At 67.4% G+C, this 20,156-nt stretch carries 23 protein-coding genes and 1 riboswitch; of the genes, 13 read left to right on the top strand and 10 right to left on the bottom strand.

The window, feature by feature from the left end; all coding sequences use genetic code 11:
• Nucleotides 1-6: 6 nt before the first annotated feature.
• Together PUN51_RS09460 and PUN51_RS09455 are read right to left on the bottom strand one after the other, a co-directional pair.
• A complete protein-coding gene (locus tag PUN51_RS09460; RefSeq protein WP_275180707.1) occupies nt 7-423 on the bottom strand; it encodes a YccF domain-containing protein in 417 nt (138 codons plus the stop codon).
• A gap of 112 nt (nt 424-535) precedes the next feature.
• Nucleotides 536-1,147, bottom strand: a complete 612-nt coding sequence (locus tag PUN51_RS09455) for a phosphoribosylanthranilate isomerase (RefSeq protein ID WP_275180706.1) — start codon at nt 1,145-1,147, stop codon at nt 536-538.
• A 105-nt stretch (nt 1,148-1,252) separates the two neighbouring features.
• Between PUN51_RS09455 and PUN51_RS09450 the strand changes: the two genes are divergently transcribed.
• The 7 genes from PUN51_RS09450 to PUN51_RS09420 all read left to right on the top strand — a co-directional run bounded on the left by PUN51_RS09450 (nt 1,253) and on the right by PUN51_RS09420 (nt 5,372).
• Nucleotides 1,253-1,822: a HutD/Ves family protein gene (locus PUN51_RS09450; RefSeq protein WP_275180705.1), complete on the top strand. Its 570-nt coding sequence runs from the start codon at nt 1,253-1,255 to the stop codon at nt 1,820-1,822.
• Nucleotides 1,823-1,892: 70 nt separating this feature from the next.
• Nucleotides 1,893-1,958: riboswitch (guanidine-III (ykkC-III) riboswitch) on the top strand.
• Between the two features lie 9 nt (nt 1,959-1,967).
• Nucleotides 1,968-2,291, top strand: coding sequence for a DMT family transporter (locus PUN51_RS09445; RefSeq protein ID WP_275180704.1), 324 nt, complete (start codon nt 1,968-1,970; stop codon nt 2,289-2,291).
• Nucleotides 2,291-2,656: a DMT family transporter gene (locus tag PUN51_RS09440; protein ID WP_275180703.1), complete on the top strand. Its 366-nt coding sequence runs from the start codon at nt 2,291-2,293 to the stop codon at nt 2,654-2,656. Before PUN51_RS09445 ends, PUN51_RS09440 begins: the two co-directional genes overlap by 1 nt.
• A 9-nt stretch (nt 2,657-2,665) precedes the next feature.
• Complete coding sequence (locus tag PUN51_RS09435) at nt 2,666-3,292, top strand: nucleoside/nucleotide kinase family protein (protein WP_275180702.1); 627 nt, start codon at nt 2,666-2,668, stop codon at nt 3,290-3,292.
• A gap of 31 nt (nt 3,293-3,323) precedes the next feature.
• Entirely contained in the window at nt 3,324-4,352 is a 1,029-nt protein-coding gene (locus tag PUN51_RS09430) for an aldo/keto reductase (protein ID WP_275180701.1), read from the top strand.
• A gap of 45 nt (nt 4,353-4,397) precedes the next feature.
• The gene (locus tag PUN51_RS09425) at nt 4,398-4,700 is read left to right on the top strand and encodes a putative quinol monooxygenase (RefSeq protein WP_275180700.1); all 303 of its coding nucleotides are present in this window, start codon (nt 4,398-4,400) and stop codon (nt 4,698-4,700) included.
• Between the two features lie 21 nt (nt 4,701-4,721).
• The gene (locus PUN51_RS09420; RefSeq protein WP_275180699.1) at nt 4,722-5,372 is read left to right on the top strand and encodes an MBL fold metallo-hydrolase; all 651 of its coding nucleotides are present in this window, start codon (nt 4,722-4,724) and stop codon (nt 5,370-5,372) included.
• A gap of 72 nt (nt 5,373-5,444) precedes the next feature.
• On the opposite strand, the gene PUN51_RS09415 is transcribed toward PUN51_RS09420, so the two are convergent.
• Nucleotides 5,445-7,337, bottom strand: a complete 1,893-nt coding sequence (locus PUN51_RS09415) for a DEAD/DEAH box helicase (protein WP_275180698.1) — start codon at nt 7,335-7,337, stop codon at nt 5,445-5,447.
• A 316-nt stretch (nt 7,338-7,653) separates the two neighbouring features.
• Here PUN51_RS09415 and PUN51_RS09410 point away from each other — a divergent pair, with 316 nt between their 5' ends.
• Nucleotides 7,654-8,412: an SAM-dependent methyltransferase gene (locus tag PUN51_RS09410; protein ID WP_275180697.1), complete on the top strand. Its 759-nt coding sequence runs from the start codon at nt 7,654-7,656 to the stop codon at nt 8,410-8,412.
• Here PUN51_RS09410 and PUN51_RS09405 read toward each other — a convergent pair.
• The 3 genes from PUN51_RS09405 to PUN51_RS09395 form a co-directional block, all read right to left on the bottom strand.
• Nucleotides 8,384-9,832, bottom strand: coding sequence for an MFS transporter (locus PUN51_RS09405; RefSeq protein ID WP_275180696.1), 1,449 nt, complete (start codon nt 9,830-9,832; stop codon nt 8,384-8,386). The two genes, PUN51_RS09410 and PUN51_RS09405, sit on opposite strands and share 29 nt — an antisense overlap.
• 156 nt (nt 9,833-9,988) lie before the next feature.
• Nucleotides 9,989-11,371, bottom strand: a complete 1,383-nt coding sequence (locus PUN51_RS09400) for an exodeoxyribonuclease VII large subunit (RefSeq protein ID WP_275180695.1) — start codon at nt 11,369-11,371, stop codon at nt 9,989-9,991.
• A 172-nt stretch (nt 11,372-11,543) separates the two neighbouring features.
• Entirely contained in the window at nt 11,544-12,890 is a 1,347-nt protein-coding gene (locus PUN51_RS09395) for an MFS transporter (protein ID WP_275180694.1), read from the bottom strand.
• A gap of 233 nt (nt 12,891-13,123) precedes the next feature.
• Between PUN51_RS09395 and PUN51_RS09390 the strand changes: the two genes are divergently transcribed.
• Both PUN51_RS09390 and trmB read left to right on the top strand, forming a co-directional pair.
• A complete protein-coding gene (locus PUN51_RS09390) occupies nt 13,124-13,522 on the top strand; it encodes a hypothetical protein (protein ID WP_275180693.1) in 399 nt (132 codons plus the stop codon).
• Between the two features lie 78 nt (nt 13,523-13,600).
• Nucleotides 13,601-14,524: a tRNA (guanosine(46)-N7)-methyltransferase TrmB gene (gene trmB, locus PUN51_RS09385; protein ID WP_224023319.1), complete on the top strand. Its 924-nt coding sequence runs from the start codon at nt 13,601-13,603 to the stop codon at nt 14,522-14,524.
• A gap of 21 nt (nt 14,525-14,545) precedes the next feature.
• Here the strand turns inward: trmB and PUN51_RS09380 are convergent, their stop codons facing one another.
• Both PUN51_RS09380 and PUN51_RS09375 read right to left on the bottom strand, forming a co-directional pair.
• Nucleotides 14,546-14,992 (bottom strand): hypothetical protein, encoded by a 447-nt coding sequence (locus PUN51_RS09380; RefSeq protein ID WP_275180692.1) that lies wholly within the window; start codon nt 14,990-14,992, stop codon nt 14,546-14,548.
• A 5-nt stretch (nt 14,993-14,997) separates the two neighbouring features.
• Nucleotides 14,998-16,578 carry a hypothetical protein gene (locus PUN51_RS09375; RefSeq protein WP_224023323.1) on the bottom strand — a complete coding sequence of 527 codons (1,581 nt, stop codon included), beginning with the start codon at nt 16,576-16,578 and terminating at the stop codon, nt 14,998-15,000.
• A gap of 216 nt (nt 16,579-16,794) precedes the next feature.
• Between PUN51_RS09375 and PUN51_RS09370 the strand changes: the two genes are divergently transcribed.
• Nucleotides 16,795-17,613: a DUF1206 domain-containing protein gene (locus tag PUN51_RS09370; protein WP_159635027.1), complete on the top strand. Its 819-nt coding sequence runs from the start codon at nt 16,795-16,797 to the stop codon at nt 17,611-17,613.
• 27 nt (nt 17,614-17,640) lie between these two features.
• Complete coding sequence (locus PUN51_RS09365) at nt 17,641-18,159, top strand: SRPBCC family protein (RefSeq protein WP_224023325.1); 519 nt, start codon at nt 17,641-17,643, stop codon at nt 18,157-18,159.
• Here PUN51_RS09365 and PUN51_RS09360 read toward each other — a convergent pair.
• Nucleotides 18,156-18,830 carry an anti-sigma factor family protein gene (locus PUN51_RS09360; RefSeq protein ID WP_275180691.1) on the bottom strand — a complete coding sequence of 225 codons (675 nt, stop codon included), beginning with the start codon at nt 18,828-18,830 and terminating at the stop codon, nt 18,156-18,158. The genes PUN51_RS09365 and PUN51_RS09360 overlap by 4 nt on opposite strands.
• Entirely contained in the window at nt 18,827-19,327 is a 501-nt protein-coding gene (locus PUN51_RS09355; protein ID WP_159630306.1) for a sigma-70 family RNA polymerase sigma factor, read from the bottom strand. The genes PUN51_RS09360 and PUN51_RS09355 overlap by 4 nt, the downstream gene beginning before the upstream one ends.
• 237 nt (nt 19,328-19,564) lie before the next feature.
• On the opposite strand from PUN51_RS09355, the gene PUN51_RS09350 reads away from it, so the two are divergent.
• The gene (locus tag PUN51_RS09350; protein WP_275180690.1) at nt 19,565-20,119 is read left to right on the top strand and encodes a COG4315 family predicted lipoprotein; all 555 of its coding nucleotides are present in this window, start codon (nt 19,565-19,567) and stop codon (nt 20,117-20,119) included.
• The last annotated feature ends 37 nt before the right edge of the window (nt 20,120-20,156 follow it).

The raw sequence follows: 20,156 nt of genomic DNA, 5'->3' as shown, positions 1-20,156 counted from the left end.
TCCTGCCTAGCGGTAGGTCCTGACGGGATAGGTGCTCGCAAACGGCGTGGTGCTGGGCACGATCTGCTTCCCCAGCGGCATCAGGGACACCGGAATGAGCTTGAGGTTGGCGATGGCCAGCGGGATGCCAACAATGGTCACAGCCATGGCGAACGCTGTGACCACATGTCCAATGGCAATCCAGATCCCGGCCACCAGCAGCCAGATCACGTTGCCCAGCAGCGGGAAGACACCTGTGCCGCCGGGCTTCTCCACCACCATCCGGCCAAACGGCCACAGCGTGTAGGCAGCGATCCGGAATGAGGCAATGCCCCACGGGATGGTGACGATCAGCAGGCAGCAGACCACACCCGCGAGGAAGTAGCCCAGGGCCAGCCAAAAGCCGCCGAAAACCAGCCAGATGATCTTCAGAAGTGTCTTCATGCACCCATTGTGCCCTCGACCCCCTGACAAAAAGGCCCTTCGGCCAAAAGATGGGGGACATCCCTGATCCTGCCCTGACCCGCAGCCGCCCGAGCCACGGAGCCGCCCGCCGCTAAACTGTGGCAGCCGCTTTTGCAGCCTGGACGAACGCCCGGACCTTGGCCAGGTCCTTCACGCCGCGGGTCGCTTCAACGCCGGAGGAAACATCCACGCCCCAGGCGTTCGCGGCGGCTGCTGCCTGGCCGACGTTCGCCGCTTCAAGGCCGCCGGCGAGCAGCCAGTTCCGTCCCTGAAGCACGGGCAGGGCCGCCACGGAGGAGTAATCCCAGGACTCCCCGGAGCCCGGCACGGCGGCATCGATCAGGAGCAGGTCCTCACCCCAGTCTTCGAACTCGTCCTGGCCGGCACCCATGGTGATGGCCCTGACCAGCTTCATGCCGGCGTCGTGCACTGTTGCCACGTCTGCGCGTGACCGGTCACCATGCAACTGGATCCACTCAAGGCCCGCGGCCCGGGCAATGGCGATGGCATCGGCGACGGGCTCGTCGCGGAAGACTCCGATCGGGGTGACGCCGTCCGGAACCCCCGCCAGCAGGGAGGCCACCTGCGACGGCGAGACGACCCGGGGGCTGGCGGTGAGGACGAACCCCACGGCGTCTGCGCCGGCATCCACTGCTTCGCGGACAGATTCGGGCGTGCTGAGACCACACACTTTGACGAACATTCCCGGGCTCCTTCAGGCTGTTTTCGTGTTGACCCCCCGGAGGAGATTAGCAGGGACCGGACACAACTGCGACGAGCGGCCATGGCGGGGAACTAGGCTGGGCTGATGCAGATCATCCGCTTCGCTGACCTTAAGGCCGAACCATGGCGCAACGGCGGCGGGGTGACCAGGGAAATTGCCCGCCAGGCTTCAGCCGACGGCGGCTGGGACTGGCGGTTGAGCATCGCGGACGTCACCAAAGCAGGCGACTTTTCGCCTTTTCCGGGCATGGAGCGCGTCCTGACCGTCATCGAAGGCGAGCTGCTGCTCCTCACCGTGGACGGCGCGGAGCAGCCCCTGGAGAAGTACCGTCCGTTCCGGTTCGACGGCGGCGCCGCCACCGGGGCCAAACTGCCCACGGGCGACATCCGCGACCTCAACGTCATCACCCGGACCGGGGCGTTCAAGGGCTTTACCTCCATTATTGAGCTATCCAAAAAGCGCGCCCACCCCGTGTTCGAGGGGCAGCTCGGGGTGCTGTTGCAGGGACAGGCGAAGGTCAGCGACAGCGCTGGGGAACCGCTGGACCTGGGCCGTTACGACGCAGTAGTGGGCTCAGGCAGCGATTCCCCGGAAATCCTCGGCCGCGGCTTCCTGGCCGTGGTGTCCATCGACCCGAACGGCCCCACGGGCTGACTGCCGCCGCCAGGTGGTGGGCTTGGGCACCAACGGTGGAACCCGCCGTCGAGCCTTGCTACCTTGGAATTCAAGGCTCCGCACCGGGGCCTCCGGACGACGGTTCAGTACCCGGCACGCGACAAGACTGGCCAAAGGAACTGTCATGTCGTGGATAATCCTCATCATTTCCGGGGCGCTGGAGGCAGTCTGGGCCGCCGCCCTGCACCGTGCTTCCCAGGCTTCCGGACGCCGGCGGGTTGCCCCGGCTGCCCTGTTCCTGGTGTCCGTGGCCGCCAGCACCGGCGGCCTTGCCGTGGCCATGCAGTCCATCCCCACCGGTACGGCCTACGCCGTGTGGGTGGGCGTGGGCGTGGTCCTCACCTCCGCCTACGCGATGGCCAGCAGGGTTGAACGTCCGACGGCGGCGCGCCTGCTGCTGCTGTCCGGCATCGCCGCGTGCGTGGTCGGCCTCAAGGTGGTGGCGTGATGGTGAAGTGCGGCCTTCCATGGCTGGTGCTGCTGGCCTCGGCCGTCCTGGAGGCGGTCTGGGCCACCGCGCTCGGCCTGTCCGACGGCTTCACCCGGCCCGCGCCCACCATCGTCTTCGCCGTCACCGCCACGCTCAGCATGGTGGGACTCGGCATGGCCATCCGGAGCATCCCGCTGGGCACCGCCTACGCCATCTGGGTGGGCATCGGCGCCGCGTTGACCGTGGGCTGGGCGATGGCCACCGGCGTGGAGTCCTTCAGCGTGGTGAAGCTGCTGTTCATTGCGGGGATCGTGGGCTGCGCCGCGGGCCTGAAGGTGTTGCCGGCCCAAAAAGATGCGCCGCGGGTGCGCAGCGGTGACTAGGCTTTTGCCATGCACTCCCCCGAGATCGCCATGGCCGTGGATACGCTGCGGCGCCGGCTGCTGCCCGGAACGCGCACCATCCTGGGCATCGCCGGGGCGCCGGGATCCGGCAAGTCCACCTTTGCCGCCTGGCTGCAGGAGCAGTTCAGCCCCGGAACCTCGGTAGTGGTGCCGATGGACGGCTTCCACCTGGGCAACGCGATCATCGACGGGACCCCGCTCCGGCAGCGCAAGGGAGCCATTGATACGTTCGACGCCGGCGGCTACCTTTCGCTGCTGCGGCGCCTGGCGCAGCGGGACGAGGCAGTGGTGTACGCACCGGAGTTCCGCCGCACCCTGGACGAGCCGGTGGCCGCCTCCATCGCCGTCCCGGCCGAGGTCCCACTGGTGATCACGGAGGGCAACTACCTGCTGGCGGACCAGGAGCCGTGGAAGGAGGTGCGGGCGCAGCTGGACGAGGTGTGGTTCCTCGAAACCCCGCCCGCGCTCCGGCTGCAGCGGCTGGTGGACCGGCACATCTCGTTCGGCATGGAACGGGACGCAGCGGTCGCCTGGGCCAATGGACCCGATGAAGCCAATGCCCGGCTGATCCAGGCCACGCGCCCGGCGGCGGACCGCGTCCTACCTTGGCTGTAATTTTCAAAAGCAGGAAACGAACAGGAGAACCATGGCAAACGCACCCACTGAACCCGGCACCCCTGAAGCCGCGGGAACTGTCCAGCTCGGCGACGGATTGACCGTCAGCCGCCTGGGCTTCGGCGGCATGGCCCTCACGCCGGTCTACGGCGAGGTGGACCCTGCCGAGGCACTGCAGACACTGCACCACGCCGTTGACGCCGGCGTCAGCTTCATCGACACCGCGGACATCTACGGCGGCGGCAGCAACGAGGAACTGATTTCCCAGCTGCTCAAGGACCGGCGGGGCGAGGTCCAGCTGGCCACCAAGTTCGCGCTGGTGGGCACGCCGACTGATGGCTACACGGACATCCGTGGCGACGCCGCTTATGTGCACCAGGCGGTGGAGCGGAGCCTGCAGCGGCTGGGCACCGACGCCATCGACCTCTACTACATGCACCGCCGGGACGTCAGGGTGCCCATCGAGGAAACCGTGGGCGCCATGGCGGAGCTGGTCCAGCAGGGCAAGGTCAAGCACCTGGGCCTGTCAGAAGTGACGGCGCAGGAGCTGCAGGACGCGGCAGCGGTCCACCCGATTGCCGCGGTCCAGAGCGAATGGTCCATCTGGAGCCGGGACGTGGAACGCCATGTAGTTCCCGCCGCAGCCGCCCTGGGAGTGGGATTCGTCCCCTACTCGCCGCTGGGCCGCGGATTCCTCACCGGAACCGTCGATACCGCAAGCCTGGGCGAGAAGGACTTCCGGCGGAACATCCCCCGCTTTGCGCCGGACGCCGCAAGCGCCAACCAGGCGGTGGTGGACGCGGTCCGGGCCGTGGCGGACCAGCTGGCCGCCACGCCGGCGCAGGTGGCCCTGGCCTGGCTGCTCGCCCAGGGCAAACGGCTCGGCCTGCCGGTCGTCCCCATCCCCGGCACCCGCAAGGCCGCACGCATCGACGAAAACCTTGGCGCGCTTGCCTTGGACCTCACCCCGGCGCACCTGGAGGCCCTCGACGCAGCGTCGGACGCCGTCGTCGGCTCCCGTTCAGCTGACCCCGCCTGGGTGTCCGAAGGCCGGGAATAAAGCCGCTCTCCCAAAACCCGTCCCTCACCCAACCCAAGGAGCCCCATGCCTGCCATCGTCCACTTCGAAGTCCAGATCGACCCCGCCCACCGCGAGAACGCCGCGAAGTACCTGTCCGAAACGCTGGCCGCCACCCGGGCATGGCCCGGCAACCAGGGCATCGAAGCGCTGGTGGATGACGCCGACCCCTGCCACATCCTGGTGGTGGAAACCTGGGCCACCACGCAGGACCATGACGACTACGCTGCCTGGCGGAAAACACCGGAAGGCAAGAGCGCACTGCATGAGGTCCTGGCCGCGCCGCCATCCAAGCAGGTCTACTCGACCACCCTGCCGCTGGACCTGTAACCCGTGGCTGGACCAAAGCCCATGGAATCACTTCGCTACGACCTGCCGGCCCTGACCATCCGCAGCATCTCCGTCAGTGCGATGGACAACAACGTGTACCTGCTGACCGCCAAGGAAAGTGGGGCACAGCTGCTGATTGACGCCGCTGACGATCTCCCTGCCATCCAGCGGCTGCTCGCGGACGGCGCTGCGGACACATCGGCCACTCCGCGCCTGGCGCTGGTGGCAACCACGCACCAGCACTGGGACCATGTCCGGGCGCTCAAGGGGCTGGTGGAGGCCACCGGCGCGCGGACAGCCGCCGGAGCGGACGACGCCGATGCGTTGCCGGTTCCCGTGGACGTGCGGCTTCGCCACGGGGACGTCGGCAATTTCGACGGCTTCGACGTGACCGCCGTGCACCTGCGCGGGCACACGCCCGGCTCAATCGCTTTTGTCTACCAGGATCCGGACGGCCCCGCCCACATCTTCTCCGGCGACTCGCTGTTCCCGGGCGGAGTGGGCAACACGCAGAAGGATCCCGGCCGGTTCACCCAACTCCTGTCCGATGTCACGGAGCGGCTGTTCAATGCCTACCCGGACAGCGCCGTGGTGCACCCCGGGCACGGCAAGCCCACCACGCTGGGCGCCGAGCGGCCGCATCTGGAAGAGTGGCGCGCCCGCGGCTGGTAGGCGCGTCAAACACAAAAAAGGCGGGCTCAACCGTGTGGTTGAGCCCGCCATTTTCATGGGCTAGTTCATTGGCTAGCGGCCGCGGCGTTCGTTCGACGCCGGGGCGGACGCGCGGCGCGGGCCGCTGCGGGCCGGACGGCCGGAGCCGCCGCCATTGCCTGCGCTGTAGGAGCCGCCTGAGGTTCCACCGGTGTTGGAGGACCAGACAGCCTTGCTGCCACCGCTTGCACCCGCACCTGAGCGCTGGCCGGATGCTCCCGCTGCTGCACGCTGGCCGGTTGCGGGGCGGCCGCTGCGCTGGCCGCCGCCGGCGGGGCGTCCGCCTGAAGCCGGGCGGCCGGTGCCGCCGCGCGGTGCGTCGCTGCGGGTGATCCGGGAATCGCCCCGGCCCTCTGCTGCACGGCCGTCCGAACCGCGGCCGGCCGATGAGCGGCCACCTGCTGCGGGGACGTCGTTGCGGTGGGTCGAAGCGGTGCCGCGGCCACGGGCGTTGCGGCGGGCAGCGGCTGCTGCCACCGCGCGGTCCTCATTTTGCTCGGCATTGCGGTCGAATGCCGCGCGGGCTTCCGTGCGGCCCTCGAAGGCCACAGCCCGGCGCTCGGCGCGGGGAACATCGGTGCGGGCCGGTTCGGCCGAAACCTTGCCGCGTCCACCCCGGCCGCCGCGCCCACCGGCAGACGGTGCAGCCTGGCGGCGTGCACGCTTGCGCTCAGCATTGGCACCGGTGGAGGTGCCGCCGCCCTGGCGGGGAGCCTTGGCGGCCATCAGAGCGGCGCGGGTGCGGGGGTCGACCTTGTCGGCGATCTCGCCCACCAGGTCGGCCACGAGCGGGGAGTTGGCCGTGACGCGCTCAAAGTTCACATCGACGCCGGCAGCCTTCATGAGCTTCTTGACGTCGGACTGCTGCTCCGGGAGGGTCAGCGTGACCACGGTGCCGTCGGAGCCGGCACGCGCGGTGCGGCCGGAACGGTGCAGGTACGCTTTGTGCTCGGTGGGCGGGTCCACGTGGATGACCAGTTCGACGTCGTCTACGTGGACACCGCGGGCAGCGACGTCGGTGGCCACCAGGACGCGGACGTCGCCGTTGGAGAACTCGGCGAGGTTGCGGTCGCGGGCGTTCTGCGACAGGTTGCCGTGCAGGTCGACGGCGGGGATGCCGGCGTCGGTCAGGGTCTTGGCCAGCTTGCGGGCGTGGTGCTTGGTCCGCATGAACAGGACGCGGCGGCCGGCGCCGGAGGCGAGCTCAACGATCAACTGCTTCTTGACGGTCTGGTCGTTGACCACCAGCACGTGGTGCTCCATGGTGGTCACCGCGGCCTGCGGGTCGTCCACCGAGTGGGTGAGCGGGTTGGACAGGTAGCGCTGGACGATCTTGTCCACGCCGTTGTCCAGGGTGGCGGAGAAGAGCAGGCGCTGGCCCTGGCTGGGGGTCATGTCCATGAGCTTCTTGACCACGGGCAGGAAGCCGAGGTCGGCCATGTGGTCGGCCTCGTCCAGGACCGTGATCTCCACTGCCTCCAGGGTCAGGATGCGCTGGCGGATCAGGTCCTCCAGGCGGCCCGGGCAGGCAATGACGATGTCGACGCCGGCACGCAGCGCCTTTTCCTGGCGGGCCTGGGAGATGCCGCCGTAGATCACGGTGGTGTTCAGGCCGGCGGCCTTGGCCAGCGGCTCGATGGTGGCGTTGATCTGGGTTGCCAGTTCACGGGTGGGTGCCAGGACCAGGCCCATGGGGCGGCCGGGTTTGCGGAAGTGCTTGGCTTCCCGCTCAGCGAGTCTTGCTACAAGCGGGATGGCGAAAGCGATGGTCTTGCCGGATCCGGTCCGGCCGCGGCCCAGGACGTCACGACCGGACAGCGTGTCCGGAAGGGTCTTCACCTGGATGGGGAACGGTTCAACAATTCCCTGGGCGGAAAGGGTGTCTGCAAGGGCCTTGGGAGTACCGAGGGCAGCAAAAGTTGTCATGTAGTTTTTACGGTCTTTCAGGCGGTATCCATGCGGATATCGGCCCCCGATGCCGGTTGGACCAGGGGTTCGCCGAAGAAAAGTCAGGTGATCAACCGTGCCGCTGCAAATAGGGACAGCCGGCAGGGACCAAATGGAACGCGTTCATCGACGCAGGATGTGCCTCTCACATGAAGAAAGCCCACTCCCTGGAAAGGATCTCCAGATCAGGAGCAGGCGGCATCACTGCACATCAAGTTCCTCCAGTCTAGCACCCCGTTGCCCTGTACCCGTCCCCGGCGTTGCCTTCGGGGCTCGGGCGGGGCACTGTTGAGGCATGAGCGAACACCCGGACCGGCGCCAGGACACGCACCACGAGGAGACCCACCAGCATCACGGGAACGACGGCGGCGGCGCGCCGGAAGGGGGCGGCGGCGGCATCGACCCCGCAGCAGCATGGGACGAGCGGTACCGCACCAAGGCGAGGCTTTGGAGCGGAAAACCGAACCCGCAGCTGGTCCGGGAAGCCGGCGGACTGCGTCCGGGCAAGGCGCTGGAACTGGGCTGCGGCGAAGGCGCCGACGCCATTTGGCTTGCCCAGCAGGGCTGGTCCGTGACCGCCGTCGACGTTTCCGCTGTTGCCCTGGAACGGGCGCATTCCCACGAGCTGGCGGAGCTGGCGCGGGAGAGCGTGCGCGCGTCCGATGGCGACATCGCCAGCCGGATCACCTGGCAACTGGCGGACCTGACACAGTGGCAACCCGGCACTTCCTATGACCTGGTGACGTCCCAGTTCCTGCACTCCCAGGAACTGGACTGGCGGATCCCGCTGCGCACGGCTGCCTCCGCCGTCAAGCCCGGCGGAACCCTGCTGGTGGTGGGCCACCACCCGGACCGGCTGCCGCCCTGGGGCAACGACCACCACCAGCACCTTGACATGTTCTACACGGGTGATGACGTGGTCCGTGAACTGAAGCTCAACGGCCCCGAGTGGCAGATCGAGGTCCTCACCAGCCGGGAGCGCCCAGTGACCGGGCCGGAAGGGCAGGAGGCCACCATCGCCGACGTCATCGTGCGCGCCACCCGCCTTCCCTAGCCGCCGGCGCGCCCCCGGTGGTGACGCGCGGCGCCACCAGGACCGCGGCGACCCCGATGGCGGCAGTGAAGGCGAAGACCCCCGCGAAGGACTGGACCGGCGTCGTGAATGCCGCGAAGACAATCCCCGTGGTGGCCAGCGACAGCGCGCCGCCCAGGGAGTCCGAGATGGACATGGCGGAGCTGTTGAAGCCCTCGTTCTCCTTGGTGGACAGCGCCAGGGTCATCACGCTCAGGCGCGGGTAGAGCAGGCCCATGCCGCCCCCTGCCAGCACCCAGCCCGCGATGGCGGTGGCGGGCGGCCAGTGCAGCGCGGTGGTGGCCAGGGCCAGGGTTATTGCGGCCAGGACCATGAGCGCTCCGGCCTGGACGGCGCGGCGGTGCGGCAGCCGTGTGCCCATCCGGCCCTGTACGGCGGCGGCCCCCGCCCAAGCGAGCGCGCCGCCGGTGAGGGTCAGCCCGGCCAGTGTGGGCGGGAACGAATACTGGTCGATCAGGAGATACGGAAGGTAGACCTCGGCGCCGAAGAACGAGGCCGACGCAAGGCCGCGCGCCAGGATCACGCTGGGCAGGCCGCGGCGGGCGGCGAGGGTACCGGAGGGCACCAGCGGACGCACAGCCACCAGGGCAAGGACGACGGCGGCGAACGCCAGGAGTGCCGTGGCTGCCGGGAAGGCGGGGATGCTGGCGTCCGCGGAAAGATTGAGCCCCAGCACCGCGAGCGCGGCCAGTGCCGCCCATCCCAGCCGGCCCAGGGCCCACGGCGGCGCGGTTTCTTCGGGTTGGCCCGGCCCGGCCGGCCGGCCCTCCTCGTCGGGCCCGTCCAGTCCGCGCAGCACCGGCACGATCATCGCCAGCGCCGGAATGACCAGGCCCACCACGCCCAGGAACACCCAGTGCCAGCTGAAGACCTGCGCCACCACCCCTGCCGCGAAGGGTCCCACCAGGGACGGGACCACCCAGGCCGCCGAGAAGGCAGCGAAGATCCTCGCGTGCAGCTGGCCTGGGAAGAACCGCGCCACGAGCACGTAGAGCGCGACGGTGAGGGCGCCGCCGCCAAGACCCTGCACCAGGCGGCCGGCGACGAGCATGGGCATGGTCAACGAGGTGCCCGCGATGAGCAGGCCCAGCACGAACAGCGCTACGGAGGCGTACAGCGGCGCGGCGGGCCCGCGGCGGTCTGACCAGTTTCCGGCCCCCACCATGCCGATCACGCCCGTGGCCATGGGCCCCGCAAAGGCCAGTGCGTAAAGGCTTCCACCGTTCAACTCCCGGCTGACCAGGGGCATGATGGTGGTTACGGCAAGCGATTCGAAGGCGGCCAGGAACACCAGGGCACAGGTCCCCACGGTCACCCAAAGGTATGGGGGCCGGAAGATCCCGGCGGCGTCGCGGGTTCCCGGGAGCGTGGAGTCCTGCACAGCGGTTCCTAACCAAGTTGTGATCGCGCACCCGAGGTGGCCCGGCTGCCCTTCCTCACATGGCCGCCCCGGACTCCCAACCCTAATGACTCAGCCAGCCTTGTAGGAAGCATGCAACAGCCATAGATGTCCTTTCCTCCTGGGCCAGCCGCGGCCTCACCATGGTCGGTGACGTATGGCCCTGCGAAGACCTCGAACGGTAACCACATTTCTGGCCATGTGCCGCCACTCATTGAAGCTCGCCGGAGGGTTCTTCATAGGCTTTTCGGCAGGCATCCGCATGGCTTTACGGCTTCGGTGAGTGGTTCGGAGCAAGGCAGCGGCAGCAAGCAGTCCGGCTATGGATAGTGAGGACTGTACGAACGCGGAGCCATACCCCAAACTCTCCAACACCGCCGGTAAGGCGATCAGGTATGCCATCAGAGCACCAAGAGTCGCTGCAAACCACAGGATGGACAGCAGCTGCACCCTTCGCTCTGCAAGCAGGATGAGGTCTCCGGTATGGGAAGCAGCACACTCGCGCAACTGGTTTTCGAAGTATCCGGTTGCTTGTTGGCTTTCGCTGAGCTTGAGCCGGCTCACCTTCAAGGCGGCATCCCGCTCCTGGAGCTGGGCTTCGTAGCGGCGGCGCTTGGCCTCGAATAGAGCAGCGGAACTCTGAATGTTCGCTGCTGGCGGTTTCTCGCGTGCCATTGAGCGCCGGACCACCTCCCGCCTGATGGTCTCTCCGGCTGCTGTTGGCGTCGTAAAGGAAAAGTCAGCTGCCCGGTCAGCCATAAGAACATCGGTTGTATGCCCAACAGCCGTTGCAATCGGAACTGGACAGTTGCGGACAGCAAGGGCAACCGATGGATCGTTGAAGACGTGCAAATCGCTCCAATGACCGCCGCCGCGTACGAGTACCGCGAGGTCGAAAGCGTCTGCTTCGCATTTGGCGAGTATGGATGCAAGGTCCGTGGGCGCCGAATCACGACTCCATGTCACTGATTGATACTGGACATCGAGGTCACCGCTTTGCTGTGCGCGGTCCACACTTTCCTTGAAATCTGCCAGACCTTGGCTTTTTTCCGATCCGATTACCAGTACACGGCGCAATGTCGCCGGAAGAAGCTTCATCGCACCGCCAATCGGGGCGTGTATTCGGTCTCGATCCAGCCTGCACAAAGGAACACCGGCGTGTGCAAGCTGTTGCATCGTCCTCTGGTCACGGACGTAGATAGGGCCGGTGCGGCTGAAACGCAGGGATATTTTCGTGACGTCGAGGATTAGCTTCTTCCGACGGTCCAAGGTTGGGGTCGCCTCTAGTTCCAGCAAATTGCCCGTCTGGAGGGCCTGCGTGATGGATGTCCCCCTGCCCTGCAGGTATCTGCTGATCGTTGCCGCGTTCCGGGCCTCAATGCGGGCAGGAAGGACGTGAACCTTACCGTTTTGGATATCTGCCAGTTCAAAGTACCAATCGGTGCCGGTCCTCTTTGGCTCCCTGCATTCACCGGAGATCGATGTGGGAGATGTTCCGAGCGAATTTTTGACTCCGCTCAAGACCTCCTCGATGCAGCTTAGGTCCCTCCCGAAAGCACGCGTCTTTTGCCGGCCGGCAGGTCTCATTGTTTCCAATTCCGTCTCCCCAATACCCGTTGGCTTCTGCGTTCAGCACCAACGTAGGCGGAAGCCCGGACATTCTCCTGTCACATCCCAAAGTGCGGGAACGCTCCTACTCCACGAACCGGTTCCGGCCGGCCCGGTAGCCGAAGACCGCCGCGAGCAGGCCCACCACCATAAACAGGATCCCGGCGGGTACGAAGGATCCCGTTGCCTGGTGGAGCTGGCCCACCATGAGGGTGCCTGTGGAGCCAACCCCGTAGCCCACGCCCTGCATCATGCCGGAGAGGTGGGCTGCGGTGTGCCCGTCGCGGGTGCGGAGCATGATCAGCGTCAGTGCGGCGGCGGTGAGGCTCCCCTGCCCCAGTCCGAGCAGGCCGGCCCACACCCAGATGAGGTCGAGCGGGCCGAGGATGCTCAGCACGAATCCCCCGCCGGTCATCAGTGCCACCACCGTGTTGATGGCGCGCTGGTCGCGGAACCTCGCGGCAAGGGCCGGTGCGAACAGGGAGCCCAGCATCTGCAGCACGATACACACGGCAACGATCAGCCCTGCGGTGGCCCCGTCCACGCCCCTTTCCCGGAGGATGGGCGCCAGCCAGGCGAAGCCGCTGAAGGACATCATGGCCTGCAGCACCATGAAGATGGTGACCTGCCAGGCGACCGGTGAGCGCCACACATTGACGCCGTCCTTGACGGCCTGGTGCCGGACACTTCCCTGCCGCACGGCAACGGGAAGGAACAGGAGAAGGACGACGGCGGCGGGCAGCGCCCAGACCCACAGCGCCTTGGTCCACTCCCCCGTCGCCGTGTAGACCGGGTAGGTGAAGCCGGCCCCGAGGGCGGCTGAAGCGCAGATCGCGGTGGTGTAGAGGCCGCCCATGAGCCCCAGCCGGTGCGGGAAGTCGCGCTTCACCAGCCCGGGGAGGAGCACGTTGCACAAAGCGATTGCCGCTCCGCAGGCCGCCGTTCCAACGAGGAGTGCCGGCAGGTGGCCCGAACCGCCGCCGGCAGCCCCGGTGTCCACCGGCCGCAGCAGCAGTCCAGCGGTCAGCAGTGCCATGGCGCCCAGCAGCACACGCTCCGCGCCGAACCGCCGGGCCAGGACCGGGGCGACCGGCGCGAAGACGCCCAGCAGTGTCACGGGAACCGTGGTCAGGACCACCACGGACCAACCGGGCAGCCCGGCTTGCGATGTCACTTCCGGCAGGACGGCGGAGAGGCTGGAAAAGACGCTGCGCAGGTTCAGGCCGATCAGGACCAGGCACACACCCAGGTAGGCCAGGGCGCGCCGGCTGCCCACGCGGGTGGGTTCCGCAGCCGGCAGCTCATCAATTTCTGCATCCACCAGGGTGCTGAGGTCCACCAGGCTGCTGCCGGTCCTGGTCCGGCCATGGGCTTCCCCGGAATCAGCCGTTCGCTGCTGCATCCCCGGTTCGGCATTCGTTGCGTCGGTCATCCGCCCATTCTTGCAGGCGGGCACCGGCGCGGAGTTTTCCACATACGGACGCGCGCACCTTCCGGCGCTCCAGGCAGATTCGTAGGTTGTTACCAGCCGCGGCCACGCACCTGGCCGCACCTTACAACGGGAGCACCATGGAAACGACACCGCAGCCGGAACCACGCCCCGCCCCGCCCGAGAGCCGGGCGCTGAAGGGTGGACCACTGGAGGGCACAAAGTTGGAGAGCGCAGTGCCGGAGAACGCACCGGCGGACGGGACGGGGCCGCCTCCCGTCCATGGCGGCCCTGGCCAGCCGCCGGGAGCACCCGGCCATAAAGCGACGAACAGCCTGGTCCTGGCGATCCTTGCCCCGGTCAGCATGCTCCTGACCGGACCGTTCGCCGGGCTGGCCATGCTCCTGACGTATTCGGACAACGGCTACTCGCGCACTCCCTGGGCAGCTCCCTTCGTGCTGTTCAGCCTGCCTCTCCTCTTTGCCTTCCTCGGTCTCCGGCTGGCACTCCCAGCGCTGAAACAGTTGCCGCGGGGATCTGGAAGTCGGTCCGCGGCGGCAGTTGCCCTCTGCATCTGCGGCGTGGTCTTCGCCCTGGCACTCGGTCCCGCCCTCGACCTCATAGGCGTGTTCTGAGCATCGGAGTGCTTCGGGCGCAGGTGTCTTCACGGCGCTCCGATCGTCCGCCGTCCCCGCGGCGCTATTCTGGAAGGGATGAGCGAATCCCCTGAAAACCCCCAGCAGCCGCATGTCCCGCGGCCCGTCACGCCCGGCACCCAGGCCTCCTTCGGCACGTACGGCGGCCGCCCCGTCAGTTTCGTGCGCCGCGGCACCAGGCTGCAGGGCCGCCGGCAGGCTGCCTGGGCCGAGCACGCCGAGCGGTGGGCAGTTGACGTGCCACGGCATGTAGCCAACACCTCGGTCCACCCCGATTACACCTTTGACGCCGCCGCGGAATTCGGCCGTGAAGCGCCGCTCATCGTCGAGATCGGATCCGGACTCGGCGACGCCATCTGCCATGCGGCGGAACAGAACCCGGACACCAACTTCCTGGCCGTGGAGGTCTACACGCCGGGGCTGGCCAATACGATCATCAAGATCAACAGCAGGGGCTTGAACAACGTCCGCGTGGTGGAAGCGAACGCACCCGAGGTCCTGGCCACCATGCTGCCCGAAGGCTCGGTCAGCGAACTCTGGGTCTTCTTCCCGGACCCCTGGCACAAGTCGCGGCACCACAAGCGCCGCCTCATCCAGCCCGAGTTCGCCGGGCTTGCGGCGCGGGCGCTGAAGCCGGGAGGCCTGTTCCGGATCGCCACCGACTGGTCAAACTACGCCGTCCATGTCCGGGACGTCATGGCGGGTTCAGGGGACTTCGAAAACCTGCACACCGGCGAGCGCCGCGGCCCCGAAAGCCCCCTGACGCAGGTGTGGCAGTCCGGCGTCGAATCGGTGGTGGGCGGGGCGCCGGTGCGTGAGGGACGCGCCCCGGTCAGCACGGAACACACCGGACCCAACGAGGGCGTGGACGAAACAGGCGGCTGGGCTCCCCGCTTCGAGGGCAGGATCCGGACCAGCTTCGAGGCAAAGGCCCACGAGGCCGGGCGGCTGATCTTCGATCTCTGCTACCGGCGCCGCTGAGCGGCAGACCGGGAAACGCTCCTAGCCCACGTTGATGGCGGCCACGATCTCCTTGAGCATGTCCAGGCGCGGTTCCGCCTCCGGGTTCATATAGGGCCAGACGACCACGACACCGATGAACCGGCCGCTTTCCCACACGCCCACGGTGGCTGCCACCTTGGCCGGCCCGCCGTCGTCGTCATATCCCACCACCACGGCGTAAGCGGCCTTGCCGGGCAGGTTCAGCTCGCCCTCCGCCAGGAGGGTGCCGCCGCGGTCTTCAAGGTAGAAGTCCGCCATCAGGTGCGCCCAGCCGTTGGTCTGCGGTGCATCCTGCACGGAGGTGTCATCCTTGATCACGGTGACCAGGACGCCGCCCAGCAGGCCGTACTGTTCGCTGTTGGGCCCGGCCGTGGAATCCTCCAGGACCTGGGTGTGCTCGGGAAAATCTGCGGTGAAGCCCAGCGGGGATTCGATGTGCACTGACATTGGTTTCAGAGCCTCTCGAGCTTGGTGTCGTTGGGGACTTTATAGTACGTGGACACATTGGTGGTGGCCTGGTTCTCGGTCTTGACGTCCACTTCACCCACCTTGACGTCGAACCCGGCCTCGTTGGTGGCCGTGACCACGGAGTTCACCTGCACGGTGGCGGAGCCGGCCTCGTAGAGCCGGGCGGCATCGCGGGCGGCACCGGCATCGTTGCCCAGGGCCACGTTGCGCAGGTAGCTGTCGATGACCGGGCGGTTCTCCGGGGAGTAATCGACATCGATCTTGACGCTGCCCTGGGTACCGGCCGTCACGGTTGAATCGAACTTCGCAGCCTCGGTCTTCACACCGGACGTGACGCCCTGGGCCACGGTCCCGTCCATGGAGACGGACACGGAATCGATGTTGTTGTCCTTGTCCATGTTGACCTGCAGGCCGCCCTTGCCGGAGGCCTCGAAGACCCGGCCGTCCAGCTTGAGCTGGCCCTGGGCGGAGACCTCCCCGCTGGCTGTGGACGTACCGTCCGTCAGGTTCCGCTCATACGCAAGATCGAGCTTCGCCCCGCCGGACGCCGTTCCGGACTCGCCGCTGGCGTCGAGCGAGAACGTGCCCTTGGCCTTGTCCGTCTGTCCGGTGGACCCGTTGTCCTTCGCCGCGTCATTGATGGTGTCCAGGATGTATCCGGGCGGGTTGCCGGCCACATCCTTGATTTCACCGATGCTGTCCGGCGGGAGGTCGCGGTACATCTGCTCGCGGGCAGCCATGGCTTCCTCCACGCTGCCGAACGTGTACTCGCGGGAGACCTCGCCGGTAAGCGTCGCCCCCGCCGTGCCGCTGGTGTCGTTGACGCCCAGGCCCATGTTTCCGTACACCTTCATCGTGGCGGAGCCGTCCGCGTTCTCCACCACTTCGGTCCCCACCTCGGCGCCGCCGTGGACCCAGGCAACCCGGGCTTCGATGGAGGCCTTGCCCGTTTCCGTGTAGACCGGGATGTCTGCTTTGGCCAGTTCCTGCAGGTGCTGTTTTGCCAGTTCCTGCGCGGACGCCGGAATGCCGCCGTCCATGCGCATGAGGTCCTCGGCGAACGGTCCGTCGCTGCCCTCGCCCTGGATCAGGTACGCCCGGTCGGCATCGGACAGGCCAGCCCACCACTTCGCCTGCTCTTCCGGGCTGGCGTTAACCATCCGATCCAGTCCCGTTTCAAGTTCCCGCCGGTGTTCGGCAGCCGCACTGGCTTCTTCGGCCCTTTCCTTGAACCACTCCTTCGCCTGCGCGGCCATCGAGGTGAGCCGGTCCCAGGTGCTGCCGCCGGAGCCTCCGGTTCCCGCCGTGGACGCTTTTTCCTGCTCGTCGGCATGCTTCATCAGGATTTTCGAGTTTTCCCGCAGGCTTGCCACCACTTTGTCCAGGCTGGGACGGTGGCTGGCACTCCACTCCTGGCGGAAGCGTTCACCGTCCCGGCCCTTCCACGGCGCGGACTGGATCTGGCTGTGCAGGGACCCTGCGCGGCTGCTCAACAGTGATGCTGCCTGGTCCGCGGCCTTGGCCAGCGCCCGCAACTGGCTGATGTCTGCGCCGTAAAAAGTCATGGTTTCCCCCGGGAAAGAGTGCGGTACGTGTCAATCGCTGGTCCTTATGGTTGCACAGGTGCCGGAACCGGGCGATGGGGATCCCTCCCCATCGCCCGGACTGTGCCCGCCCGACTGTTCGGTGCCCCGGCGGCGTGGGACGATTGGCCTTGTAAGAAGGGCACGCACACCGGCGCGCTACCGCGCCTGTCCAAAGGAAAGACGATCAAAGAAGAACTGAAGCAGGTCGTTGACAAGGCTGAGGACGTCACCAATTCGCGGGTCCTTGAGTTCCTGGCCCGGTCAGGGTTCGCGGCCAGCGGCATCCTGCACCTGCTGGTGGGTGCCATCGCCATCCGCCTGGCCATGGGCGGCACCGGGCACGCCGATTTCAGCGGTGCCGTGGCCGAGCTTGCCACCATGCCTGTGGGTCCGTTCCTGCTGTGGGGAAGCTTTGCCGCCTGCGCAGCCTTGTCACTGTGGCAGGCCGGTGACGCGATTTTCGACTTCAACCACCAGGCCACCAAGAAAAAGGTCAAGAACAAAGCCAAGGCCGCGCTGCAGGCAATCGTGTATGCGGTGCTGGCGTTGACACTGTGGCATTTCGCCACGGGGACGGGTACCGGCGATGACAACCGCAAGGCCACCAGCGACTTCACCGTTTCCATGATGTCTGCCCCCGGCGGCGTGGCACTGCTGGTCGTGATCGGCCTGGCAGTCGCTGTTACGGGGGTTGCCTACGGCATGCGGGGGCCCAAGCGAAGCTTCGAGAAGCAGCTGCGGATGCCTGCCGCCGGCGCGGCCCGGACCGCCGTGCTGTCCCTGGGCATTGCCGGCTACCTGGCCAAGGGTCTGGTACTGCTGCTGACGGGGCTGCTCATCGTCATCGCCACCATCAAGGAGCACCCGGAGGACTCCACCGGCCTGGACGGCGGCCTGCGTGCACTCCGCGACCAGCCCATGGGCCCCTATCTCCTGGCCGCGGTGGGAGCCGGGCTGGTCTGCTACGGCGCGTACATGATCATGCGAGCCCGGCTGGCGAAAATGACCAAGTAACACCCCGCGCCGTGGTTAGGTTGGGGCATGCCCCAAGTACGCGCTGAGCGTTTTATCCGTATCGATCCGGAGACTGCGTTCGCCCTCTCCCAGACCACGGGAGACTTCCGGCTCAAGTGGGACCCCTTTATTTCCGCCCAGGGCTTCCTTGACGGAGCGCGTGCGGCGGGAAAGGGCGTCCGCACCCGGACCAGATCCCGGCTGGGCCTGGTGATGGTGAGCCAGTACGTCTCCTACGCACCGCCCCGGAACGTCGGCATGACCATGGTGGCCGGCCCGTGGTTCTTCACGAACTTTGGCGGAGGCTGGCGGTTCACGGCGGACGACGGCGGCACCCGGGCCGTCTGGAAGTACACCTTTTCATGCCGTCCGGCTTTGCTCCGGCCCCTTATGGAAGGGATTGGCAGCCGGCTGCTGGGCTACGAGATCGAACGCCGGATCGAGGCCTTCGCCCGCGCCTGCGAGGACCCCGCCCTGGTGGCGGAATTCCGGGCCCTGGGGCATGCCGGTGAAGCCGCCGACCAGGCCGGCAACCCGCACCCCTAGGGAACGGTGATGACCGCCACGGCCCGCTGGGCGCCGTCGCGCAGTTCGACGCTCGAGATGCTGCCCAGCTGGATGGGCGTCGCCCCGGTGACCTTGACCTTTCCGCTGGGGGTAGCGGTCCAGGCGCAGGCCCGGTCCTCTGTGCCCGCCCGGTCCCGCACCCACAGCGAAAGGGTCCCTTCCGCCGGCAGGCTGCTGCCGCTGACTGCAAGTTCGGTCCCCCAGGTCTTCCGGGCCATGTCGATGTTCACCTGGAGCCCTCCGCCGGACGCCACGGAATAGGTGGCATCCGGCTGCGGCGGCCTGACAAGCAGGGGCCCCACGGCCAGGCCCACAGCCAGGCACGCGGCGGCAACAGCCCCCGCCAAAGCCGCCCACCGCCGTCGTAAGGTCCGACGCCGGCGCGCCAGTTCGTTGAACAGGCGCGCCGGGGCGTTGGCATCAGTTCCCTCGCTGCCGCCGGGCACGGCGCTGCTGCCCGGAATGCCGCTGAGCGCCACGGCGTCAGGAACGGGAAGGGAATCCAGGAGCATGGGCACTTTCTCCAGTACCGCCAGTTCCTTGCGGCAGGAGGCGCAGTCCTGGAGATGCGCCTCGAACAGGGTGAGGTCGGCGGCGTCAAGGCCGCCCAGGACGTAGGCGCCCAGCAGGTGGTGCGGGTTGGTGTTCACCGTTCCACCCCCATCTCGTCCAGGATGGTGCGCAGGGCCCGCAGGGCGTAATAGGCGCGGGACTTGACGGTGCCGCTGGGGATGTTGAGCTGGACCGCGGCCTCGTTGACGGTAAACCGGCGGTAATGCAGGGCCACCAGGACGTCCCGGTGTTCCTTGCTCAGCCGCAGCAGCGCTTCCTCCATCAGGACCCGGTTGAGCAGCTCGTCAACGCGGCCCATCACCTCGGCGGGGTCGGTAAGGCTGCTTTCCAGCGCCTCGTGCGGGCGGCGCTGGCTCCGGCGGTAGTTGTCGATCATGATGTTCCTGGCTGTGCGGTACAAGTAACTGCGGAAGCTGCCGTTGATGTCCGGGGCATGCTGCCAGACGCGGAGCACCGTTTCCTGGACCACGTCCTCCGCGAGCTGCGGATCCCGGGTGGCGCTGAGCACGAACCGGCGCAGGGCGCTGCCATGTTCACGGTAGATGGCCTCCACCACGTTGTCGTCGAGCGGCATCCCGCTCCTCCCGTCACTGTCCTGGACACATCACTGCCCACGGGGAACGCCACGGCATCTGCGCTCCCGGCTGTTACCACGACAGGGAGCAGGAATCGGTTCAATCGGACAGCGCCACAGCGTACCTGTGAACCATTCTTTACCCGGAGGCGTCGTAGGGGTTAGCGCCCCATGATCCAGAGCCGGGCGCGGCCGAAGAGGCACCAGCCACGAAAGCACACAGCCAAGGAGCACACCATGAAACAGCATTTCGGGGCAGGACTTGCCATCCTGGCCCTGGCGGCAGCCCTCACCGGTTGCGGCAGCAACGCCGGCACCACCCCGTCGGCCACGGCCCCGGCCACCACTGGCGCGTCATCTTCCGGTGCCGCATCCACCGCACCGACATCGGGCCCTGCGCAGTCATCGAAGGCGAGTGCCGCCGTCGAGCTTAAAACAGGCTCCTCTCCGGAAGGCAGCATCGTGGTGGACGCGAAGGGCATGAGCCTCTACTTCTTCACCAAGGACACCAAGGACTCCGGCAGCAGCGCCTGCACCGGCTCCTGCCTGGTCCAGTGGCCGCCGCTGACCACCACGTCGGGAGCCCCCACCGCAGAGGGAGTGACCGGGAAGCTGGGCACCATCACCACGCCTGACGGCAAGAAACAGGTGACCTTGAACGGCATGCCCCTCTACTACTTCGCAAAGGACACCAAGCCGGGCGACGTCCTGGGCCAGGGCGTGGGCGGAGTCTGGTACCTGTCCGACCCGTCGGGCGCCATGGTCAAGGCAGCGCCGGCCCAGGGCTACTAGGCAACGCTGGCCTGGCAGGGACTGCCAGGCGCCTGTC

Source organism: Arthrobacter sp. NQ4 (assembly GCF_029077345.1).
In the GTDB taxonomy this organism is placed as follows: Bacteria; Actinomycetota; Actinomycetes; order Actinomycetales; family Micrococcaceae; genus Arthrobacter.
Note: the sequence above shows the minus strand (reverse complement) of the source record. Positions and strands in the feature narration are given on the sequence as shown.